The sequence below is a fragment of the Methylobacterium nonmethylotrophicum genome, assembly GCF_004745635.1.
GTDB classification, from domain to species: domain Bacteria; phylum Pseudomonadota; class Alphaproteobacteria; order Rhizobiales; family Beijerinckiaceae; genus Methylobacterium; species Methylobacterium nonmethylotrophicum.
In genome coordinates, this window is the sequence record NZ_SRLB01000002.1 from 299,938 (window position 1) to 318,180 (window position 18,243).

Genomic DNA, 18,243 nt, shown 5'->3' on the forward strand with positions numbered 1-18,243 from the left:
TGCGGAGGCGGCCAGGAGCCTGTATGCAGGCCGCCTGCGGGCAAGGCGCATGCCGCAACGGCCGGGAAAGTTGCAGGTCCGCCAACGCGAAAGCCGAGTTCGTCCCGGCCCTGTGCCGTAAAGGACACGCCTGTTCCGGTTTTTCCACATCCTCCCGGCGCGCCACCGGCGCGCCGCGAGACGGAAGGGGAACGCCGGCCGCGCGGCCAACGTTCCCGCTTCGTTTCGCGCCGGCCGGGAGCGCCCGGCGCGAGGAGCGCTCAGAGGTCGGTGGTCTCCTTCTTGGCGCCGTCCTTCGGGCCTTCCTTGGTGCCGGCGCCGCCGACGGTGAGCTTGATGGTCTGGGTGCTCACGGTGCCGTCGGTGCCCTTGATCTCCACCGTCACCTCGTCGGTCCCGGTGAAGCCGGCCTTGCTCTCGTAGAACAGGGCCTGGACGTTGGCCTCGACGTTCGGGCAGCGATAGGTGGCCGGGGTCTTCACCTTGCCGGCGCGCTGGATCGTGGCGCCGTTCTTCGGGGCGCCCGTGACCTTCAGCTCGGGCTGCGGCCCCAGCGAGCAGTCCTTCTTGAGGTTCGGCACCATCACCAGCCGGACCTGCTTGCCGGAGGCGACGGTGTGCTCGCGGACCTTCGCAGCTTGGACGAGGATAACCTGGGCGAGGGCGGGGCCGGCGGCCAGCACGGGCCCGGCGGCCATCAGGACGGCGAGCGCCAGGATCGGGCGAAAGGGGCTGGTCATGTGGCTCAAAGCTCTCCGAGGGGGATGCCGGCCGCATGTGGGGAGCGCGCCCGGTCCCGTCGAGGCCCGGAGGCGGGTCCCGGCGGGGGAAACCGCGCTCAGTGCAGGACCAGCATCACGAAGAGGTTGAACAGGCCGAGCAGGGCGACGCCGCCGAGCCAGAGCCAGTAACCCCGACCCTCGACCGGGTAATCGCCGATCATCATGGTGCGCCCTCCCCCGCCTCGTCGCCCGTGCGGACCGGCTCGTCGCCCTTGGCGGCCTGCAGCACCGCCAGGGTGGCGCCGGTCACCCGGGCGATCTGGGCCGGCGTGAACTCGCCCGCAAGGGCCGAGGCCAGTCCGTGCTCGATCCTGGCCCGCTCGCCGGCATCGCCGATCGGATCGACCGGGATGTCGCTCTCGCGCAGGCGGCAGGCGTCCCGGATCGTGTCGGCGGCGCGGCCCAGCACGGCGCGCTGGTCGGGTGTCATGTCCCAGAGCGGGTGACGCAGGCGGGAGATCACCCGCTTGGCGTCGCGGTAGTCCCGGTCGATCACGGGGATCGCCTCGATCTGGCTCACCAGCAGCACCAGCTCGAGCACGTCCGCCGTCGCCTCCGGGCAGGTGCGCACGACGCGCATCAGCCGGGCGATCAGCTCGGTGGTCGGAGAAGCGTGGCGGCGGGCATCGACCATGTGCGCGTAACGCGGGGCCGGGCAACGAGTTCGGCAATGGAATGGAAAAATGAGCACTGGGCGCCGACCGTCCGTGACGCGTCCGAACCTGCAAGGTCAGAGCAGGCCGTACTCCTCCCGCTTGTGGTTGAAGTTGGTCGATCGCATCCCGAGGCCGGAAGCTGTCACATGGAGGTCGGCGTCGGCAGTGAGGATTTCGCATCTGTCGGAGCAGCATTCGAGAATCGCAGCATCGGCGACGCCCAGGCGCTTGTACTCTTTCCTAGCCGTCGCAGCCCTGCTGGTGATGTATCGCTCCCGATGGCTGTGCACCACGCCCCTGAAGGTTTCCATGATGATGCTCCGCTTGGGCTCCCTGTGCTGGCGGAGCAGGTTCGCCGACTCGGACACCGTATTCGGCAGGAAGACGAGCCTCGGCTCGAACCCGAGCAGGAGCATCAGCAGGTCGAAATCCCTCGTGCTGAAGTCGGTCAGATTCTTGTGCTTCTTGATCATCTCTCGGGAGGTATGGCCAACCGTGAAAAGAACGATTAGCTGCGTGTCCAGGATGACCGCACGATTCATGGCTCGCCAAGGATCCTGGTCTTGATCGACGGAACGTCGTTGTCGTTCTCAGGGATCTTGACGAGCTTGTAGCTGTGCCGCACCGGGCGATGCAATGAGGTTCTCCGAAGTGCTCGGTCGACAGGCATCTCAACATCAGGCTGAAGGAAGCCCAGCGTGATCAACCAAGTCTTATCGACCTGATCGTACTCGACCTCTTCGAGCCTTATGTCCGATATTTCTTCATCGGAAAAGACCTCGGCCAGATATCTCTTGGCTTTGGAGACGGCCTGCTTGACGTCCACGATCGACTCCGTTGCGGGAAGGCGTGCTGCTGCTGGACAAATCTCAGCCTACCATCGTTCCGCTCCACGTCGAGCGGTGGTTCGATGCGGGCGAGGTCAATCGCGCACGCTGTCGCGATCCTGATCCGCGCCGTGCAGCCGCGCGAGCTGCCGCCGGCACGCCCGCAACTCCTCCAGCACGGCCGTGAGGCTCGCCCGGTCCGCCCGCGCGAGGGGCGGCGGGGCGGTCTCCGGCTCCGGATCGTGGTCGGCTTCGACGAAGGCCGGGGCGATCTGCTCGCCGCGGCCGACCGCCTGGACGAAGCGCATGCCGCGCTCGCGCAGCACCCGCTGGGCGCCGCGGATGGTGTAGCCCTGGCCGTAGAGCAGCCGGCGGATGCCGCGCAGGAGATCGACGTCGTCGGGGCGGTAGTAGCGCCGGTTGCCGCCGCGCTTGAGCGGGCGGACCTGGGTGAACCGCGTCTCCCAGAAGCGCAGCACGTGCTGGGGCAGGTCGAGGTCGTCCGCGACCTCGCTGATGGTCCGGAAGGCGCCGGGCTCCTTCTCGGGCAGAACACCCCTCTCGGGCAGGAATGCGCGCTCGGGCAGCGGCGCAGGGCCGGGCTCGTCGGGCTCGGGGCCCTCGTTCTCCCCCGCCATGCCGCTCATGCGTCCGCCCTCCGGCGGCTGGTCAGGCCTCGTCGTCCTCGGGTGCGGCGTCGCCGTTGATCCGGGCCTTGAGCACGTTCGAGGGCTTGAACACCATCACCCGGCGCGGCTCGATCGCCACCTCGACGCCGGTCTTCGGGTTGCGTCCGACCCGCTTGCCCTTGTCGCGCACCACGAAGGAGCCGAAGGAGGACAGCTTCACGGTCTCGCCGGCCGAGAGGCAGGTGCAGATCTCCGACAGCACCGTCTCCACCAGGGCGGCGGATTCCGTCCGCGACAGGCCGACCCGCTGGTAGACGGCCTCGCTCAGATCGGCCCGCGTGACCGTCTTGCCTGCCATCGTGCTGCTCCCCCGGCGGCTGATTCGCGAAAATAACGTATGTCTATGATCGCGCACGCTAATCTGCGTTGCGCGCCGGGTCAACCGGGCGCCGGACGGGTCCCCGGATACTTTGCGGGCCTACCAGCGGATGAGCGCGCTGCCCCAGGTGAAGCCGCCGCCGATCGCCTCGATCATCACGAGGTCGCCGCGCTTGATCCGGCCGTCGCGGCAGGCGGCATCGAGGGCGAGCGGGATCGAGGCCGCCGAGGTGTTGCCGTGGCGGTCGACCGTCAGCACCACCTTCTCGCGGGCGATGCCGAGCTTGTCGGCCGAGGCCTCGATGATCCGCCGGTTGGCCTGGTGCGGCACGAACCAGTCGAGGTCGTCGGCGGTGGTGCCGGTCGCCTCGAAGGCCTGGGCGATCACGTCGGTCACCGAGCCGACCGCGAAGCGGAAGACCTCCTTGCCGACCATGCGCAGCTTGCCGGTCGTCCCCGTCGAGCCCGGGCCGCCGTCGACGTAGAGCTTCTCCCGGTGGCGGCCGTCGGACCGGAGCTGGCTCGTCAGCACGCCGCGGTCGCTCGCAAGGCCCTCGCCGGGCTGGGCCTCCAGCACCACGGCGCCGGCGCCGTCGCCGAACAGCACGCAGGTGGTGCGGTCCTCCCAGTCGAGCAATCGCGAAAAGGTCTCGGCGCCGACCACGAGGGCGCGGGTGGCCCCGCCGGTTGTCAGGAACTTGTCGGCGGTGGCGACCGCGTAGACGAAGCCGGCGCAGACCGCCTGCAGGTCGAAGGCCGCCCCCGCGTGGATGCCGAGCCCGGCCTGGATCTGGGTCGCGGTCGACGGGAAGGTGTGGTCCGGCGTCGAGGTCGCGCAGACCACGAGGTCGATCGTCGACGGATCGATGTCGGCGTCGCGCAGGGCGGCCTGCGCCGCCCTGATGCCGAGGACCGAGGTGGTCTCGTCGGGTTCGGCGATGTGGCGCTGGCGGATGCCGGTGCGCTGGATGATCCAGTCGTCCGAGGTGTCGACCCGGGCGGCGAGGTCGTCGTTGGTGACGGTGGTCCGCGGCAGGTAGGAGCCGCAGCCCCGCACCACCGAGCGAAGGCGGGTCATGATGCGTCCTCTCTCAAGCCGAAGCGGTCTTCATGCTGAGGCCTGGGCCGGCGTCGCGTCGAGGCGCTCCCGGATCGTCCGCATCAGGTCGTGGCGGGCCATGTCGTGGGCGATGTCGATGGCGCTGGCGAACCCCTCGGCGTCGGCGGCGCCGTGGCTCTTGATCACGATGCCCTCGAGGCCGAGGAAGACGCCGCCATTGGCCCGGCTCGGGTTCATCTTCTCGCGCAGGGCCTCGAAGGCGCCGCGGGCGAACAGGTAGCCGATCTTCGCCATCAGCGTGCGGCCCATCGCCCCCTTGAGGTACGCGGCGATCTGCTTGGCGGTTCCCTCGGCGGTCTTCAGCGCGATGTTGCCGGTGAACCCTTCCGTCACCACCACGTCGACGGTGCCGCGGCCGAGATCCGTGCCCTCGACGAAGCCGTGATAGGACAGCCCCGGGAGGTCGCTCTCGCGCAGCATGCGCGCCGCTTCCTTGACGGCCTCGTTGCCCTTCATCTCCTCGGTGCCGACGTTGAGCAGGCCGACCGTCGGCCGGTCGAGGTCGAACACGATGCGGGCCATCGCGGCGCCCATCACCGCCATGTCGACGAGGTGGTTGGCGTCGGTGCCGATGGTGGCGCCGACGTCGAGCACCACGCTCTCGCCCCGGATCGTCGGCCACAGGCAGGCGATCGCGGGACGTTCGATGTGCGACATCGTCTTGAGGCAGATCTTCGACATCGCCATCAGGGCGCCGGTATTGCCGGCCGAGACCGCGGCGTCGGCCTCGCCGTCGCGCACCGCCTGGATCGCCTTCCACATCGACGACTTGCCGCGGCCCGAGCGCACCGCCTGGCTGGGCTTCTCGTCCATCGCGACCGCGACCGTGGTGTGGCGGATCTCGACGGCATCCTTCAGGCGCGGCTCGGCCGCGACCAGGGGAGTGAGCACCGCCTCGTCGCCGAACATCAGGAACGTCGTCTCGGGGTGGCGCTCGCGGGCGAGCCCCGCACCGGGCACGACCGTCGAGGGGCCGTGATCGCCGCCCATCGCGTCGAGCGAGATGCGCACTCTCTGGGACATGGGGGTGTCGAACAGCCTCTCGGATCCGCCGGGGACGTGGGGAGGAAGGAGTCGGGGACGGTGCAGGGGGTCCGCGGCGCGGCGGAAAATAGCGACACGGCGCCGGGCCGCAAACGAATTCTGAAGCCTTCCGTGTCCGATCCGCGTCTCGGGGCGCCTTCAGCCGTCGCGGCTCCCGAGATCCCGGAGCGCCGCGAAGGGCGTCTCCTCCCCGGCCTCGGCCGGCGGCTCGAAGGCGACGCCGGGCTTGCGCGGGTAGGGATCGAGGCCGAGCGCCAGGAACTCGGCGGCCAGGCTGCCGAGGTCGATGCGGCCGTTGACGATCGGGTCGGGGATGTCGGCATCCTCGGCCGGGGTGCCCGCGAAGGCGTCCTGGGCGGCGAAGTCGACGTCGACCTCCTCGGTCACGGTCGCGTCGAACGGCTCGAGGGTCACGACGCAGGTCTGGGTGACCGCGGCCTCGACGGTGCCGGCGACCTGGAGCCGGTGCAGCGAGCCGGAGAGCCGGAAGGTGCCGGCAAGCCGCGCGATCCCCGGCAGGCCGAAATCGCGGGCGAGGGCCGCGCGCTCCTCCTCGGTCGCCTCGACGGTGACGGGCTGGCCGGCCTTCAGGGTGCGCTCGACCAGGATCGGGCGGGAGAACGGGCCGACGCTGTCGGGGGTCATGGGGGCTCCTTTCCGGATGCTTGCGAGGGGCGGGCGCGGGGTAGCCCCGAGGGGCGCCTCCGACGCGGTCGGGCCCGGCCCTCCCGAGATGCGTCGCACTCCGCCCAGGCGCAAGAGGAGGCGGCCCGGTCCTCAGGCCCGCGGCGCCGGGCTTCAGGCGAAGCCCGCCGGGTCGGGCAGCACCGGACCCTCGGCCATCAGCGCGTCGAGGTCGGTCGCCGCGAGGCCGGCATCGGCCGCCGCCACGTAGGCCGCGAGGCCCCGCGCCGCGCCCGGTTCGTCGCGGGCCAGCACGTTGCGGGCGAGCGCCCCCGCGAGGGCCTCGCGGTCGCCGGCATCGAGGGCGGCATCGTAGGCCGCGGCGCGGCCGTAGAAGGCCTGCGCCAGCTTCTTCATCCGCTTCGACACGCCCATGTCGCCGACGCCGAGCTCGCGCAGGGACGAGTCGAGCTGCTCGAAGACCGAATTGACGAGGTCCTGGGCGATGTCCCCCGCCGGCGCCGGAAGCCGGCGCAGGTGGCGCAGCACCAGCACCACGTGCAGGCACAGGGCCTCGAAGCGGCCCTCCACCGTGTCGGGCACACCGAGATCGAGGTAGAGCGCCGGCACGCGGGCCCCGGCATTGATGCGGATATGCAACGCCTCGATGGCGCGGCGGCGGGCATCCTCGCGGCGGAACGGGTTTCTGATCATCCGGACTCCCGATTGTTCGCACCGCCTGCCCCGGCGCGACCCCTGCCTGCCGGCAAGGGCCGGCGCCCATCGCGCCCATCGCAGCGGCAGCTCGAAGCTTGGCCGTGCCTTGCCAACGCCACAACCCCGGGGTACGGCAGCGGTCGCTTCTCGCGCAAGGCCACCGTCCGGTCGGCCCTCACACCGTCCCGCACCACGTCTTCCGAGGTCTCGATGCCGCGCCGCTTCACACCGTCGCTCCTCCGCCTCGCCGCGGCCGGCCTGATCGGTCTGTCGGCCGCGGGCTGCGTGATCGGCGAAGAGTTCCGGCACGGCTACATCATCGACGAGGCCGCGGTCGCCCAGGTGCGGCCGGGCGCCAGTGCCGAGCAGGTGCTGCAGGCCCTCGGCACCCCCACCACCGTCTCCACGGTCGGCAACAAGTCCTGGTACTACATCAGCCAGAACACCGAGCGCACCGTGATGTTCCTGGGCGAGCGCCCGAAGGACCAGCGCGTCCTTGCGGTGTATTTCAACGCCGGGTTCAAGGTCGAGCGGGTGGCGCTCTACGGCGAGCAGGACGGTCGGGTGTTCGACTTCATCTCCCGCACCACCCCGACCAGCGGCGGCGAGCAGGCCTTCCTCGGCCAGCTCCTGCGCGGCCTGACCAAGTTCGAGCCGTTCCGCAACGCGCGGTGACGAACCGGCCGGTCGACCGCGTCACCGGCCCGCTCCGACCGTGACGACAGGCCGGCCCCGCGGCGGCGAGACGCCCGGCCGGACGGTCTCGGCCGGTCCTCGATGTCCTTTCGGTCATCCGTGTCCTCGGGCCGCACGGCGGAGCCCGGACTAGGGACCCTGGAAAGGCGGACGACGCTCCGCGTCATCCGAAGCCTCGGCGGCGACGGGTCTTCGTCGTCACGGCGCGGGCGCTGCGTCGCGTCGCGCCCCTGCCCGACCGGCGATCAGGACGCTCCGGACGGCTCGTGCGCCGGGCGTCTCCCCGCGGGATGGACGGCCCCTCTCCCTCAGAACCGTCGCCACCGCTCTCCGGGCCTTCCCTCCCCCCGTGCGCCGTCGCGTGACCGGAGGCCCAGCGGGTCGGTTCGCGGACGGCGGCACCCGCGCGTCCCCCCTCCCTTCGTCGCTGCCGCCCCGCCCCGGCTGCTCCGGACGGGGGAACATGCCATCGAGCCCGATTTCATGGCCCACAATCGAGTAAAATGCAGCCCGCTGTCGCGTCTTTGGTCGATCTTCCCTCGACCGTCGCGACACAATCAAGAGCAAATTCCTCTCCGATCAGAACGATTTTTGATCCAGTTATGCCATGAAGTCGATAATTTTGCTCTGATAGTGGCGCGCAATGCCCGAACTTTCGACATGGATATTTTGTCGTGGCATTGTTTACGTTTGGGAAGTATCTTTGCTTCTATTTCCGGAATCCGCCCTATCAGTAGTTAACCACTGTTGAAAATAGCTTGAAATCTGTTAAGGAACGAGCGGTGCTCAGCGCCAAGTGGAGGCATCATAATGAAAATGAAAAATGCTGTTGTCGTGTTCAGTGCTTTCGCGATGAGCGTGATTGCCGGGGAAGCTTCGGCCAGAACCTACACTGTCGACCAGGACGGCGCGGACGTCTGCTACAGCAAGCAGTACATCCCGAACCTTGTGATCGAGAACACCCGGGGTCGTCTCGTCCGCGGTCCACAGGCCTTCATCGATCCGGGCGTCGGCGGGCGCACGAGCGGCGGCATCGTGCGGACCGGCGTCGAGCCGGCGATGTACATCAAGACCCAGCGGGTCGTGGAGCGGGAGCACTACACCCTCGTTCCGGTGGCGTGCCCGCGCTGATCCGACGCGCCTGGGCTGCGTGACGCGTCGCCCGGTCGGTCGCCCGGTGCCGCGGGGCCGCACGCCCCGACGGCCCGTATCGCAGCCGGCCTCGCTTCGACACGGCATGCGGGTCGGGTGAGAGATCGCGCCGGCGGCGACGATCCGGAACGCGGTCTGCACGAGACGTCTCGAGGGCAGCGCCCGATCACACGATGATCGGGTGCCGCTCTCGACCTCCGATGCCGCCGCATGGTCCGCGACGAAGCCACGTGCGCTTCATCGAACGATGCGTCAGCGGCCTGCTTGCTTCAGCATGGACCGCGCCAGCCTGATCTGGCTGCTGTCGTTCCTGTAGATCGCCATCTTGCCGTCCGGCAGGATGCGGTAGACCAGATTCTTCGTCACGTTGAGGATGACCGAGCCCGGCTCGAACGGGCCGCTATAGTCGACGACCGTGACGTCTCCGGTCGGCATGGCGGGCCCGGTCGCCGCCTGAGCCTGCACCGTCCGTGCCGGAGCGATCGGCATTTGCGCGGGCACGTGTGCGGGCACTTGCGCGCCCTGCATCGGCACAGCCGGGACCTGGGCCGCCTGCCCCGGAGCCGCGGTCGGCATCGGGGCCACGTCGCTGCGCGGCTGGGGCACGCGGCCGGTGATCAGGAATTCGATGAAGCCGCCGCCCAGGTTCACGGCCGGCGGTGCGGCGTCCGGCGCAGGATCCGGCGTCGGCGCCTTGACGCTCAGCAGCAACTCCTCGGCGCCCGCCGGGCCGAGGCTCGTCGCGACGAGCAGCAGGGCGACGGAGATGGCGCGATGCAACCGAGACGACATTGACTGCCCGCAAGAAGCGCTGAGTTCGACTGCAGAATAGTCAATCCCGGTTCTCAAACCATGAATCGCCGGCACGTCGGCGACATGGTAAACTTTCGATGATCACCACCTGTTCGGTGATGGGTCCGTCTGCTTGAGGGGCCGGATCTGCTCTACTCCGCGGCATCGCGGGCCGTTCCACCATCCGGCTCGCCGCCGAGGAAGCCGCCGGACTGGCGCGCCCAGAGGCGGGCGTAGAGGCCGCCGGCCCGCACCAGGTCGGCGTGACGGCCCTCCTCGACGATGCGGCCGCGGTCGAGCACCACCAGCCGGTCGAGGGCCGCGATCGTCGAGAGGCGATGCGCGATGGCGAGCACGGTCTTGCCCTGCATCAGCCGGTCGAGGGAGCCCTGGATCGCCGCCTCGACCTCGGAATCGAGGGCGGAGGTCGCCTCGTCGAGGATCAGGATCGGGGCGTCCTTCAGGATCACCCGGGCGATGGCGATGCGCTGCCGCTGGCCGCCCGACAGCTTGACCCCGCGCTCGCCCACCTGCGCGTCGTAGCCGCCGCGGCCCTTGTGGTCGCTGAGCGCGCGGATGAAGGCGTCGGCATGCGCGCTTTGGGCCGCCGCCACGATCTCGGCCTCGGTCGCATCCTCGCGGCCATACGCGATGTTGTCGCGGATCGAGCGGTGGAGGAGCGAGGTGTCCTGCGTCACGACCGCGATCTGGCGGCGCAGGGAGCCTTGCGTCACCTCGGCGATGTCCTGGCCGTCGATCAGGATGCGGCCGCCCTCGAGGTCGTGCAGGCGCAGGAGCAGGGAGGTCAGCGTGGTCTTGCCGGCCCCGCTCGGGCCGACGAGGCCGACCTTCTCGCCCGGCGCGATCCGCAGGGTGAGGTCCTCGATGATCCCGGCCTCTTCCCGGCCGTAATGGAAGCTGACGCCCTCGAAGCGCACCTCGCCGCCCGTCACCGCGAGGTCGCGGGCCCCCGGCCGGTCCGTGAGCGCGTGCGGGCGGGCGATGGTCTGCATGCTCTCCTGCACCACCCCGATATGCTCGAACAGCCCGCGCACGGTCTGCATCACCCAGCCGGACATCGCGATCAGCCGCAGCACCAGGGCGAGACCCGCCGCCCCCTCCCCGGTGGTCATCTGCCCGCGCGACCACAGGGCCAGCACCACGCCGGCGGTCGCCACGATCAGGATGCTGTTGAGGAGCGAGAGCGTGCCGGTGACCGCGGTGACGAGCCGGAACGAGTGCAGGTAGGCGTCGGTGTGATCGACCGTGGCGGCGCGCACCGCCGAGCGCTCCTCGCGGTCGCGGGCGAACAGCTTGACGGTCAGGATGTTGGTGTAGCTGTCGACGATGCGCCCGACGAGGACCGAGCGGGTATCGGCGACCTTGAGCGAGCGCGCCCGCGCCCGCGGCACGAAGTAGGTGGTGAGCACCGCATAGGCGAGGATCCACGCGAGCACCGGCAGCACCAGCCACGGGCTGATCGACCCGAACAGGCTCACCGCCGTGACGGCGAAGATCGCGACGTAGAGCAGCGTGTCGATCACCACGACGGCGAGCTCGCGCACCGCGACCCCGACCTGGGTCACCCGGTTGGCGAGCCGCCCGGCGAAGTCGGCCTGGAAGTACGACAGGGCGTGGCCGAGGGTGTAGAGGTGGGTGCGCCAGCGGATCAGCCCGGTGGTCTGCGGCACCACGAGCTGGTTCGAGATCGCCTCGTGCAGCCAGGCGAGGGCCGGCCGGACCACCAGGATCAGGAGGGCCGCCAGCGTCAGGCCGGTGCCGTGGTCGCGCCACAGGGTCTCCGGACCGGAGCGGGCCAGGATGTCGACGAACCAGCCCATCAGCAGGTAGAGCGAGGCCTCGACGCTGCCGGCGGTGAGCGCCGTCACGAACAGGACCGCCAGAGCCCCCCGCACCGGCCGCAGGTAGAACCAGGCGAAGCCTCCCACCGTGCCGGGCGGGCGGCGCGCCTCGTCGAAGGGGCTGAAGGGATCGATGCGGCGCTCGAGCCAGTCGAGGAACATGCGGGCCTTCCGAGGGTGACGGGTGTCTCAGCTATGCGGAGGCGGCGGCGCGCCAACCGGGGGGCGATGCCGCAGGCCGCGAACCTGGCGTATGGGTCAAGGCTCGCAACGCCACCCCGGAACCCATGCTGCGCCTCGCCCTCTACCAGCCCGACATCCCGCAGAACACCGGCACGATGCTGCGGCTCGCCGCCTGCCTCGGCATCGCCGTCGAGATCATCGAGCCGGCGGGGTTCGACGTCTCGGACCGCCACCTGCGCCGCTCCGGCCTCGACTACCTCGACCACGTCGCGATCACCCGCCACCGCTCCTACGCCGCCTTCGACGCCTGGCGCCGCGAGGCCGGGATCCGGCTCGTGCTCGCCACCACCCACGGTTCGGTGCCCTACACGACGTACGGCTTCCGGGACGGCGACTGCCTGATGGTCGGGCGCGAATCGGCCGGGGTGCCGGACGCGGTCCACGCCGATGCCGATGCGAGGGTGGCGATCCCGCTGCGCGCCGGGATGCGCTCGCTCAACGTCGCGGTGGCGGCCGGGATGATCCTGGGGGAAGCCTTGCGGCAGACCGGCATCTGAGACCTTGGCCTCGGGCCGGCGCTGTGGGATGACATCGCGTATGACCGATGCCGCTTTCGACGTCGCCGCGCTCAAGAACGAGGCGACCACCTGGTTCGCCTCCTTACGCGACCGCATCTGCGCCGCCTTCGAGCAGCTCGAAGAGGAGGCAGCCGGCCCCTTCGCGCCGGAGGCCGGCGGGCCGGGGCGGTTCGCGCGCACGCCCTGGGAGCGGACCGACCATTCCGGCGCGCCGGGCGGCGGCGGCACCATGGCGATGCTGCGCGGCCGGGTGTTCGAGAAGTGCGGCGTCCACGTCTCGGCGGTGCATGGCGAGTTCGCGCCCGAGTTCCGCGGGCAGATCCCGGGCGCGGCGGAGGATCCGCGCTTCTTCGCCACCGGCCTCTCGCTCATCGCCCATCCGTGGAACCCGCACGTCCCGACCGTGCACATGAACACCCGCTTCGTGGTGACGACGAAGCCGTGGTTCGGCGGCGGAGCGGATCTCACCCCGGTCCTCGACCGGCGCCGGACGCAGGAGGATCCCGACACGGTCGCCTTCCACGCCGCCTTCGAGGCGGCCTGCGGCCGGCACCCGGGCGCCGACTACGCCCGCTACAAGGCCTGGTGCGACGAGTATTTCCACCTCAAGCACCGCGACGAGCCCCGCGGCATCGGCGGCATCTTCTACGACTATCACTGGACCGGCGATCCTGCGGCCGACCTCGCTCTCACCCGCGAGGTCGGCGAGGCCTTTTTGGGCGTCTACCCCGAGATCGTGCGCCGGAACGTCGGGACCCCGTGGACCGAGGCCGACCGCCACGAGCAGCAGGTCCGCCGCGGCCGCTACGTCGAGTTCAACCTGCTCTACGACCGCGGGACGATCTTCGGCCTGAAGACCGGCGGCAACGTCGCGTCGATCCTGTCCTCCATGCCGCCGACGGTGCGCTGGCCTTAGGTCCGCCTTATCCCGAGGCTGTCGCGCTCCCATCTGAACGGCCTCGGGCATGAAGGCGATCCGCTTCACGGCACCGGCCCTGAAAGCCTTCGCGAGGCTGCCGGACAGGGCTCGGGCGCAGATGCGGGCGAAGTTGGAGCGCTACGCCGCGACGGGAACGGGTGACGTCAAAGCTCTGGTCGGGGTGCCTGGGGTGCGTATCCGATCGGGGTCGTATCGGGCGATCTTCATCGAGACGACCGACGCAATCGAGGTCTTCAAGGTCGGTGACCGGCGCGACATCTATGAATGAGGTCAGGCGAATGAGCGTTCAGTCGATCGTCACCGAGGGAGGCGAGGAACTCGTCATCCTCTCGCGACGCGCCTACGACGCCCTGCTGGCCCGCGCCGGCGACGAGGACGCGGAGGATCGCATGACCGCCCGCCTCGCCGAGGAACACGTGACCGCACGGGCCGCCGGCACCGTCACCCTCGCGCCGGATTGGCTGACGGCCGCCGTGCTCGCCGGCGAGTCTCCCCTAGGGGCCGCCCGCCGCCAAGGCGGTCTGGACCTCGCCGATCTCGCCGCGAGGGCGGGCATCGCAGCGGACGCGCTGGCCGCGATGGAGCAGGGTCGTCGCACCGGAACCGATGCGGAGATCGAGGCCGTCGCGCAGGCCTGCGGCGTCGATGCCGCGCTGCTGCTGGATCGGGATTTCGCGCCCGCAGCGGACCAGGTCACTGCCCCGCCCGCCGACAAGCCGCGCCGCGAGTCCGCGCGCCCCCGGTGAGACCCCTCCCAGACCTGATCGCCGTCGTCCTGTGGATGGCCGGCGCGCTCCTGTCGTTCTCGGCCACCGCCATCGCCGTGCGCGAGCTGGCGCCGGCGCTCGGCCTGTTCGACATCCTGGCGGCCCGGGCGGCGGCCGGGGTGGCGATCGTCGGGACGGTGGCGGCGCTGCGCCGCCGGCCGCTGCCGGCGCGGCGGCTGCGGCTGCATCTCGCCCGCAACCTCGTCCACTGGGGCGGCAACTACGCCTGGTCGCTCGGCGTCACGCTGCTGCCGCTCGCGGTCGTCTTCGCGCTCGAATTCACGACCCCGGCCTGGGTCACCCTGCTGGCCGTCCTGATCCTGCGCGAGCGGCTGACCGCGAGCCGGATCGCCGCGGTGGCGCTGGGCTTCCTCGGCGTGCTGGTGGTGCTGCGGCCGGGCGTGGCGGCGCTCCAGCCGGCGAGCCTCGTGGTGCTCGTCTCGGCGATCCTGTTCGCGCTGACCGCGGTCGCCACCAAGGCGCTGACCCGGACCGAGAGCGTGCTCTCGATCCTGTTCTGGATGAACCTGATCCAGCTGCCGCTCAACCTCGCGGCGGGCCGGCTGTTTCCGGCCGTGCCGGTCCACGCCTTCGAGGGGCGGCACGGGCTGGCGCTCGCGGCGGTCTGCATCGCCGGGCTCACCTCGCACTGGTGCCTGACCAGCGCCTATCGCCGCGGCGACGCGATCCTGGTGATGCCGCTCGACTTCCTGCGCATCCCGCTGATCGCGGTGCTGGGCTGGCGCCTCTACGGCGAGCCGCTCGATCCCTGGCTCTTCCTCGGTGCCGGGCTCATCGTCGGCGGCATCGTCTGGAACCTCGCGGCGGAGGCGCGGCGGCAGGCCCCGTCCGCGGTGCCGAAGGGGGCTTGACCGAGACGCGCCGCGGCGCGTTGATCGGCGCCATGCTGCTGACCTTCTTCACCGAGCTGCGCGCCGCCAAGGTCCCGGTCTCGCTGCGCGAGTACCTGACCCTGCTCGAGGCCCTCGACCGTGACCTCGCCGACCAGCGGGTCGAGGATTTCTACTACCTGTCGCGCACCGCCCTGTTGAAGGACGAGCGCAACCTCGACAAGTTCGACCGGGTGTTCGGCCGGGTGTTCAAGGGCGTCGTCACGGTGGGTGACGCGGTCGAGCCGCAAGGACTCCCCGAGGAGTGGCTGCGCAAGCTCGCCGAAAAGTACCTCACCGAGGAGGAGCGGGCGCAGCTCCAGGCGCTCGGCTGGGACAAGCTGTTCGAGACGCTGAAGCAGCGGCTGGCCGAGCAGAAGGGGCGACACCAGGGCGGCTCGAAATGGATCGGGACGGCGGGCACCTCGCCCTTCGGGGCCTACGGCTACAACCCGGAAGGCATCCGCATCGGCCAGGACGGCAACCGCAACTTCCGGGCGGTGAAGGTCTGGGACCAGCGCACCTTCAAGGACCTCGACGACTCGGCGGAACTCGGCACCCGCACGATCCGGCTGGCGTTGCGGCGCCTGCGCCGCTTCGCCCGCACCGGCGCGGCGGAGGAGCTCGACCTCGACGGCACGGTCCGGGAGACCGCCCGCCACGGCATGCTCGACCTGCGGCTGCGGCCGGAGCGCCGCAACGCCGTCAAGGTGCTGCTCTTCCTCGACGTCGGCGGCTCGATGGACTGGCATGTCGAACTGGCCGAGCAGCTCTTCTCCGCCGCCCGTTCGGAGTTCAAGCACTTCGAGCACTTCTACTTCCACAACTGCCTCTACGAGCAGGTCTGGAAGGAGAACCGCCGGCGCCACAGCGAGGGCACGCCGCTCCTCGACGTGATCCGCACCTACCCGTCCGACTACCGGGTGGTGTTCGTCGGCGACGCGGCGATGTCGCCCTACGAGATCGCCATGCCGGGCGGCTCGGTCGAGCACTGGAACGAGGAGGCCGGCCAGGTCTGGCTCAGCCGGGTGCTCGCCCACTTCCCGAAGGCGGCCTGGCTCAACCCGGTGCCGCAGGCGCAGTGGGGCTACTCGCAGTCGAACGCGATGATCCGGCAGATCTTCTCGGACCGGATGTACCCCCTGACCCTCGAGGGCATCGACCTGGCGACCCGGGCGCTGCTGCGCTGACCCGGGTCGTCAGGCCGCTCCCTGCACGATCACCCCGTACCAGCCGAGGCCGCGATAGGTCTCGTAGCCCGGCGTGCGGTGATAGGCGACGACGCCCTTGCGGTCGGCCGTCGGCGCGACGCCGCTGACGGCATCGTCGAGGCCGAGGCGAAGCCGCTCCGTGAGGAGCCCGGCGCCGTCGCTCGCGGCGATCACCCGCTGGGCGGCATCGACGAGGAGCACCCGCGTACGGGCCCGGTCCTCGGGCGCGACCCGCACGCCCTGGACGATGGCCCGCGCCTGCGGTTCCCAGTCGAAATGGATCGCCAGCACGCCGAGGGGTCGGCCCGACGCCTCGCCGTCCTGGCGCACGCTGGCGCAGTAGGTCGCCACCTGGGCGCCGCCGAGGCGCGGCTCGGCCCGGATGTCGGCCGCGGCGTAGTCGTCGCCCGAGGCGAGGGCGGCGGCCTGCCGGAACCAGGGCTCGTTCGCCACGCTCTGGCCGCGCAGGCCGGGAAAGCGGTCGGGCCGGCCTGTGGCGAGCACGCGGCCCTCGAGGTCGCAGAGCCAGAGGTCGAGATAGACCGTGTAGGCCGACAGGATGACCCCGAGCCGCTTCTCGGCGAAGGACACGGCGTCGGGCCCCGGCGCCGCCGCGCAGGCGACCACCGCCGCGTCCGTCGCCCACCAGCGCACGTCGCAGGTCCGCTCGTAGAGATTGCGGTCGATCAGTTCCACGGCGTTGAGCGCGAGGTCGACGAGGCGCTCGCCCTGGGCCCGGGAAACGAGGCGGGAGACCTGGTCCTGGAGGGTCGCGATGCGTCCGTCGACATCGGCTTCCAGTTCACGGGCGAGGCCGGCGATCGCCTCGCCCACCGCGCCGACCTCGTTGGCCACGACGGTGAAGCCGCGCCCATGCTCGCCGGCCCGGCTGCTCTCGATCCGGGCGTTGAGCGCCAGCATCTTCACCTGGCCGGTGATCGCGCGGATGCGCTGGGTCTTGTCGCGGGCGACCTGCCGCAAGGCCGTCGCTGCCGCAGCGATGGCCGACAGGCGATCGTCGCCGCCCGCCGCGGCTGCTGTGTTGGTCAAGGGCATGGTGTTCGCGTCCGATGGCATCCGTTCCGGCGCCGAGGATCGCGGCGGGATGCTTAAGGAATCGCGACTCTTTTCCTGGCTCGGCCGCGTAGATTACCTAAGGTCACTCCAACCGCCTTTGCAGGGCGGGAAAGAGGATGCCCTGAGGGCAACGCGGTGCGGGCGCGGAGCGCTCCGGATGGAACGGCCAGCGCGGCCTCAGCCCTGACGGGCCGGAGTCGTGACGATCAGCCCGTCGAGTTCGGGCTTGAGCCGGATCTGGCACGAGAGACGGGAATTGGGCCGCACGTCCGAGGCGAAGTCGAGCATGTCCTGCTCCATCGGCTCGGCCGGGCCGACGGCGCCCTCCCACTCCTCGCCGACATAGACGTGGCAGGTCGCACAGGCGCAGGCGCCGCCGCATTCCGCGTCGATGCCCGGCACGTTGTTGCGGATCGCGGTCTCCATCACGGTCGAGCCGACCTCGCCCTTCACGGTGCGGGGCGTGCCGGCGGCATCGACGTAGGTGATCTGGACCATCTGGGACTCCGGAAGCCTCGAGCGCGGCCGCGGATCGGACGAGGGCGCGGCCGGGTCTGATTGGCGGCTGCCGTCCCGGAATGCAAGCGCGCCGTGCGTCGCGCGGCACTCCGGCCGCCATGGGAGCCGGACCGCCGCGGCACGACCCGTGCCGCCCTGTCAGACGAGGGCGAGCGTCTCCCGCACGGCCGCGGCGAGGGCGGGCGCGAGGAGGCGCAAAGCCGCCTCGTCGCCGGCTCGCAGGGCCGTCTCGAGCTGTCCGGCGAGGGCCGCCACGCGGGTGGCGCCGACGCCGAGGGCCGAGCCCTTCAGGGTGTGGGCGAGGTCCGCCCGCGCCTCCGGGGCGAGGCCCGGGTCGAACAGCCCGGGCACCAGGCGCGCGCACTGGTCCGAGAACAGCGCCAGGACCTCGCGGGCGAGCGCGTCGTCACCGAAGGTCTGCTGCGCCAGGTGCGCGCGGTCGAGGAGCGTCTCCATCCTGGGCGTCTCGCGGGTCGGGTCCGGGGTTGAGCGAAACGTCAGATTCCGCACGAACCGGCCCGGCGCAAGGTCTCGGGTCGGGGCGGCTGTGGGCGGAGAAGGTTCCGGCATCGCCGGTGGACCGCTGTCCACAGTCGGATCGAGCCGGGCCCAGTCATGACCGCCGGAGGCAGAATGCAAGACTCTGCGGCACGATAGGCGACGGACGCGCGGCGCCCGGGCCACATGGTAACCATTCCGTTAAGCTTTTTGGGACGGGTCGCGCGATCCGGGTATCCGGCTGGTACTCCTTGCGTCTAAGGTTTCCGTGGTAAACCGCTGAGATCGCGGCGGCTGGCGG

General features: G+C 70.6%; 23 protein-coding genes. 8 read left to right on the forward strand and 15 right to left on the reverse strand.

The window, feature by feature from the left end; translation table 11 throughout:
* Positions 1-260: 260 nt before the first annotated feature.
* From EU555_RS04135 to EU555_RS04180, 10 genes are all read right to left on the reverse strand, one after another.
* The gene (locus tag EU555_RS04135) at positions 261-740 is read right to left on the reverse strand and encodes a 4-aminobutyrate aminotransferase (RefSeq protein WP_135413234.1); all 480 of its coding nucleotides are present in this window, start codon (positions 738-740) and stop codon (positions 261-263) included.
* 202 nt (positions 741-942) lie between these two features.
* Entirely contained in the window at positions 943-1,416 is a 474-nt protein-coding gene (locus EU555_RS04140) for a hypothetical protein (RefSeq protein ID WP_135413236.1), read from the reverse strand.
* A 96-nt stretch (positions 1,417-1,512) separates the two neighbouring features.
* Positions 1,513-1,980, reverse strand: coding sequence for a PIN domain-containing protein (locus EU555_RS04145; protein WP_135413238.1), 468 nt, complete (start codon positions 1,978-1,980; stop codon positions 1,513-1,515).
* Entirely contained in the window at positions 1,977-2,264 is a 288-nt protein-coding gene (locus EU555_RS04150; protein ID WP_135413240.1) for a hypothetical protein, read from the reverse strand. Before EU555_RS04150 ends, EU555_RS04145 begins: the two co-directional genes overlap by 4 nt.
* Before the next feature lie 96 nt (positions 2,265-2,360).
* Positions 2,361-2,912 (reverse strand): MerR family transcriptional regulator, encoded by a 552-nt coding sequence (locus EU555_RS04155; RefSeq protein WP_245524132.1) that lies wholly within the window; start codon positions 2,910-2,912, stop codon positions 2,361-2,363.
* 22 nt (positions 2,913-2,934) lie between these two features.
* Positions 2,935-3,252 (reverse strand): integration host factor subunit alpha, encoded by a 318-nt coding sequence (locus tag EU555_RS04160; RefSeq protein ID WP_135413241.1) that lies wholly within the window; start codon positions 3,250-3,252, stop codon positions 2,935-2,937.
* A 120-nt stretch (positions 3,253-3,372) separates the two neighbouring features.
* The gene (locus EU555_RS04165; RefSeq protein WP_135413243.1) at positions 3,373-4,350 is read right to left on the reverse strand and encodes a beta-ketoacyl-ACP synthase III; all 978 of its coding nucleotides are present in this window, start codon (positions 4,348-4,350) and stop codon (positions 3,373-3,375) included.
* Positions 4,351-4,380: 30 nt separating this feature from the next.
* Positions 4,381-5,415, reverse strand: a complete 1,035-nt coding sequence (plsX, locus tag EU555_RS04170; protein ID WP_135413245.1) for a phosphate acyltransferase PlsX — start codon at positions 5,413-5,415, stop codon at positions 4,381-4,383.
* A 159-nt stretch (positions 5,416-5,574) separates the two neighbouring features.
* Positions 5,575-6,081 carry a YceD family protein gene (locus EU555_RS04175; RefSeq protein ID WP_135413247.1) on the reverse strand — a complete coding sequence of 169 codons (507 nt, stop codon included), beginning with the start codon at positions 6,079-6,081 and terminating at the stop codon, positions 5,575-5,577.
* Between the two features lie 153 nt (positions 6,082-6,234).
* Entirely contained in the window at positions 6,235-6,774 is a 540-nt protein-coding gene (locus EU555_RS04180; RefSeq protein WP_135413248.1) for a ubiquinol-cytochrome C chaperone family protein, read from the reverse strand.
* A gap of 213 nt (positions 6,775-6,987) precedes the next feature.
* Here EU555_RS04180 and EU555_RS04185 point away from each other — a divergent pair, with 213 nt between their 5' ends.
* Both EU555_RS04185 and EU555_RS04190 read left to right on the forward strand, forming a co-directional pair.
* Positions 6,988-7,452: an outer membrane protein assembly factor BamE gene (locus EU555_RS04185; RefSeq protein ID WP_135413250.1), complete on the forward strand. Its 465-nt coding sequence runs from the start codon at positions 6,988-6,990 to the stop codon at positions 7,450-7,452.
* An 831-nt stretch (positions 7,453-8,283) separates the two neighbouring features.
* Entirely contained in the window at positions 8,284-8,604 is a 321-nt protein-coding gene (locus tag EU555_RS04190) for a hypothetical protein (protein ID WP_135413252.1), read from the forward strand.
* 273 nt (positions 8,605-8,877) lie between these two features.
* On the opposite strand, the gene EU555_RS04195 is transcribed toward EU555_RS04190, so the two are convergent.
* Together EU555_RS04195 and EU555_RS04200 are read right to left on the reverse strand one after the other, a co-directional pair.
* The gene (locus tag EU555_RS04195) at positions 8,878-9,405 is read right to left on the reverse strand and encodes a hypothetical protein (protein ID WP_135413254.1); all 528 of its coding nucleotides are present in this window, start codon (positions 9,403-9,405) and stop codon (positions 8,878-8,880) included.
* A 164-nt stretch (positions 9,406-9,569) separates the two neighbouring features.
* Positions 9,570-11,441 carry an ABC transporter ATP-binding protein gene (locus tag EU555_RS04200; protein ID WP_135413256.1) on the reverse strand — a complete coding sequence of 624 codons (1,872 nt, stop codon included), beginning with the start codon at positions 11,439-11,441 and terminating at the stop codon, positions 9,570-9,572.
* A 125-nt stretch (positions 11,442-11,566) separates the two neighbouring features.
* On the opposite strand from EU555_RS04200, the gene EU555_RS04205 reads away from it, so the two are divergent.
* From EU555_RS04205 to EU555_RS04230, 6 genes are read left to right on the forward strand one after another with little or no spacing between them, the layout of a single operon-like run.
* Complete coding sequence (locus EU555_RS04205; protein WP_135413258.1) at positions 11,567-12,019, forward strand: tRNA (cytidine(34)-2'-O)-methyltransferase; 453 nt, start codon at positions 11,567-11,569, stop codon at positions 12,017-12,019.
* Between the two features lie 40 nt (positions 12,020-12,059).
* Positions 12,060-12,956, forward strand: coding sequence for an oxygen-dependent coproporphyrinogen oxidase (gene hemF / locus EU555_RS04210; RefSeq protein ID WP_135413260.1), 897 nt, complete (start codon positions 12,060-12,062; stop codon positions 12,954-12,956).
* Positions 12,957-13,005: 49 nt separating this feature from the next.
* On the forward strand, positions 13,006-13,248 hold the full coding sequence (locus EU555_RS04215; protein ID WP_135413261.1) for a type II toxin-antitoxin system RelE family toxin: 243 nt from the start codon (positions 13,006-13,008) through the stop codon (positions 13,246-13,248).
* Positions 13,249-13,258: 10 nt separating this feature from the next.
* Positions 13,259-13,726: a helix-turn-helix domain-containing protein gene (locus tag EU555_RS04220; protein WP_167858426.1), complete on the forward strand. Its 468-nt coding sequence runs from the start codon at positions 13,259-13,261 to the stop codon at positions 13,724-13,726.
* A complete protein-coding gene (locus tag EU555_RS04225) occupies positions 13,723-14,619 on the forward strand; it encodes a DMT family transporter (protein WP_135413265.1) in 897 nt (298 codons plus the stop codon). Before EU555_RS04220 ends, EU555_RS04225 begins: the two co-directional genes overlap by 4 nt.
* Positions 14,620-14,651: 32 nt before the next feature.
* Positions 14,652-15,827 carry a vWA domain-containing protein gene (locus EU555_RS04230; protein ID WP_135413489.1) on the forward strand — a complete coding sequence of 392 codons (1,176 nt, stop codon included), beginning with the start codon at positions 14,652-14,654 and terminating at the stop codon, positions 15,825-15,827.
* A gap of 9 nt (positions 15,828-15,836) precedes the next feature.
* On the opposite strand, the gene EU555_RS04235 is transcribed toward EU555_RS04230, so the two are convergent.
* The 3 genes from EU555_RS04235 to EU555_RS04245 form a co-directional block, all read right to left on the reverse strand.
* On the reverse strand, positions 15,837-16,904 hold the full coding sequence (locus EU555_RS04235) for a methyl-accepting chemotaxis protein (protein ID WP_281041269.1): 1,068 nt from the start codon (positions 16,902-16,904) through the stop codon (positions 15,837-15,839).
* 198 nt (positions 16,905-17,102) lie between these two features.
* The gene (locus tag EU555_RS04240) at positions 17,103-17,423 is read right to left on the reverse strand and encodes a 2Fe-2S iron-sulfur cluster-binding protein (RefSeq protein WP_135413268.1); all 321 of its coding nucleotides are present in this window, start codon (positions 17,421-17,423) and stop codon (positions 17,103-17,105) included.
* A 159-nt stretch (positions 17,424-17,582) separates the two neighbouring features.
* Positions 17,583-17,900: an Hpt domain-containing protein gene (locus EU555_RS04245; protein WP_135413270.1), complete on the reverse strand. Its 318-nt coding sequence runs from the start codon at positions 17,898-17,900 to the stop codon at positions 17,583-17,585.
* Positions 17,901-18,243: the final 343 nt, after the last annotated feature.

What these genes read in the sequence shown, in the direction of transcription:
- EU555_RS04135 (WP_135413234.1), bottom strand. Translation starts at nt 740, where the DNA reads ATGACCAGCCCCTTTCGCCCGATCCTGGCGCTCGCCGTCCTGATGGCC.
- EU555_RS04140 (WP_135413236.1), bottom strand. Translation starts at nt 1,416, where the DNA reads ATGGTCGATGCCCGCCGCCACGCTTCTCCGACCACCGAGCTGATCGCC.
- EU555_RS04145 (WP_135413238.1), bottom strand. Translation starts at nt 1,980, where the DNA reads ATGAATCGTGCGGTCATCCTGGACACGCAGCTAATCGTTCTTTTCACG.
- EU555_RS04155 (WP_245524132.1), bottom strand. Translation starts at nt 2,912, where the DNA reads ATGAGCGGCATGGCGGGGGAGAACGAGGGCCCCGAGCCCGACGAGCCC.
- EU555_RS04160 (WP_135413241.1), bottom strand. Translation starts at nt 3,252, where the DNA reads ATGGCAGGCAAGACGGTCACGCGGGCCGATCTGAGCGAGGCCGTCTAC.
- EU555_RS04165 (WP_135413243.1), bottom strand. Translation starts at nt 4,350, where the DNA reads ATGACCCGCCTTCGCTCGGTGGTGCGGGGCTGCGGCTCCTACCTGCCG.
- plsX (WP_135413245.1), bottom strand. Translation starts at nt 5,415, where the DNA reads ATGTCCCAGAGAGTGCGCATCTCGCTCGACGCGATGGGCGGCGATCAC.
- EU555_RS04175 (WP_135413247.1), bottom strand. Translation starts at nt 6,081, where the DNA reads ATGACCCCCGACAGCGTCGGCCCGTTCTCCCGCCCGATCCTGGTCGAG.
- EU555_RS04180 (WP_135413248.1), bottom strand. Translation starts at nt 6,774, where the DNA reads ATGATCAGAAACCCGTTCCGCCGCGAGGATGCCCGCCGCCGCGCCATC.
- EU555_RS04185 (WP_135413250.1), top strand. Translation starts at nt 6,988, where the DNA reads ATGCCGCGCCGCTTCACACCGTCGCTCCTCCGCCTCGCCGCGGCCGGC.
- EU555_RS04190 (WP_135413252.1), top strand. Translation starts at nt 8,284, where the DNA reads ATGAAAATGAAAAATGCTGTTGTCGTGTTCAGTGCTTTCGCGATGAGC.
- EU555_RS04200 (WP_135413256.1), bottom strand. Translation starts at nt 11,441, where the DNA reads ATGTTCCTCGACTGGCTCGAGCGCCGCATCGATCCCTTCAGCCCCTTC.
- EU555_RS04205 (WP_135413258.1), top strand. Translation starts at nt 11,567, where the DNA reads ATGCTGCGCCTCGCCCTCTACCAGCCCGACATCCCGCAGAACACCGGC.
- hemF (WP_135413260.1), top strand. Translation starts at nt 12,060, where the DNA reads ATGACCGATGCCGCTTTCGACGTCGCCGCGCTCAAGAACGAGGCGACC.
- EU555_RS04215 (WP_135413261.1), top strand. Translation starts at nt 13,006, where the DNA reads ATGAAGGCGATCCGCTTCACGGCACCGGCCCTGAAAGCCTTCGCGAGG.
- EU555_RS04220 (WP_167858426.1), top strand. Translation starts at nt 13,259, where the DNA reads ATGAGCGTTCAGTCGATCGTCACCGAGGGAGGCGAGGAACTCGTCATC.
- EU555_RS04230 (WP_135413489.1), top strand. Translation starts at nt 14,652, where the DNA reads ATGCTGCTGACCTTCTTCACCGAGCTGCGCGCCGCCAAGGTCCCGGTC.
- EU555_RS04235 (WP_281041269.1), bottom strand. Translation starts at nt 16,904, where the DNA reads ATGCCCTTGACCAACACAGCAGCCGCGGCGGGCGGCGACGATCGCCTG.
- EU555_RS04240 (WP_135413268.1), bottom strand. Translation starts at nt 17,423, where the DNA reads ATGGTCCAGATCACCTACGTCGATGCCGCCGGCACGCCCCGCACCGTG.
- EU555_RS04245 (WP_135413270.1), bottom strand. Translation starts at nt 17,900, where the DNA reads ATGGAGACGCTCCTCGACCGCGCGCACCTGGCGCAGCAGACCTTCGGT.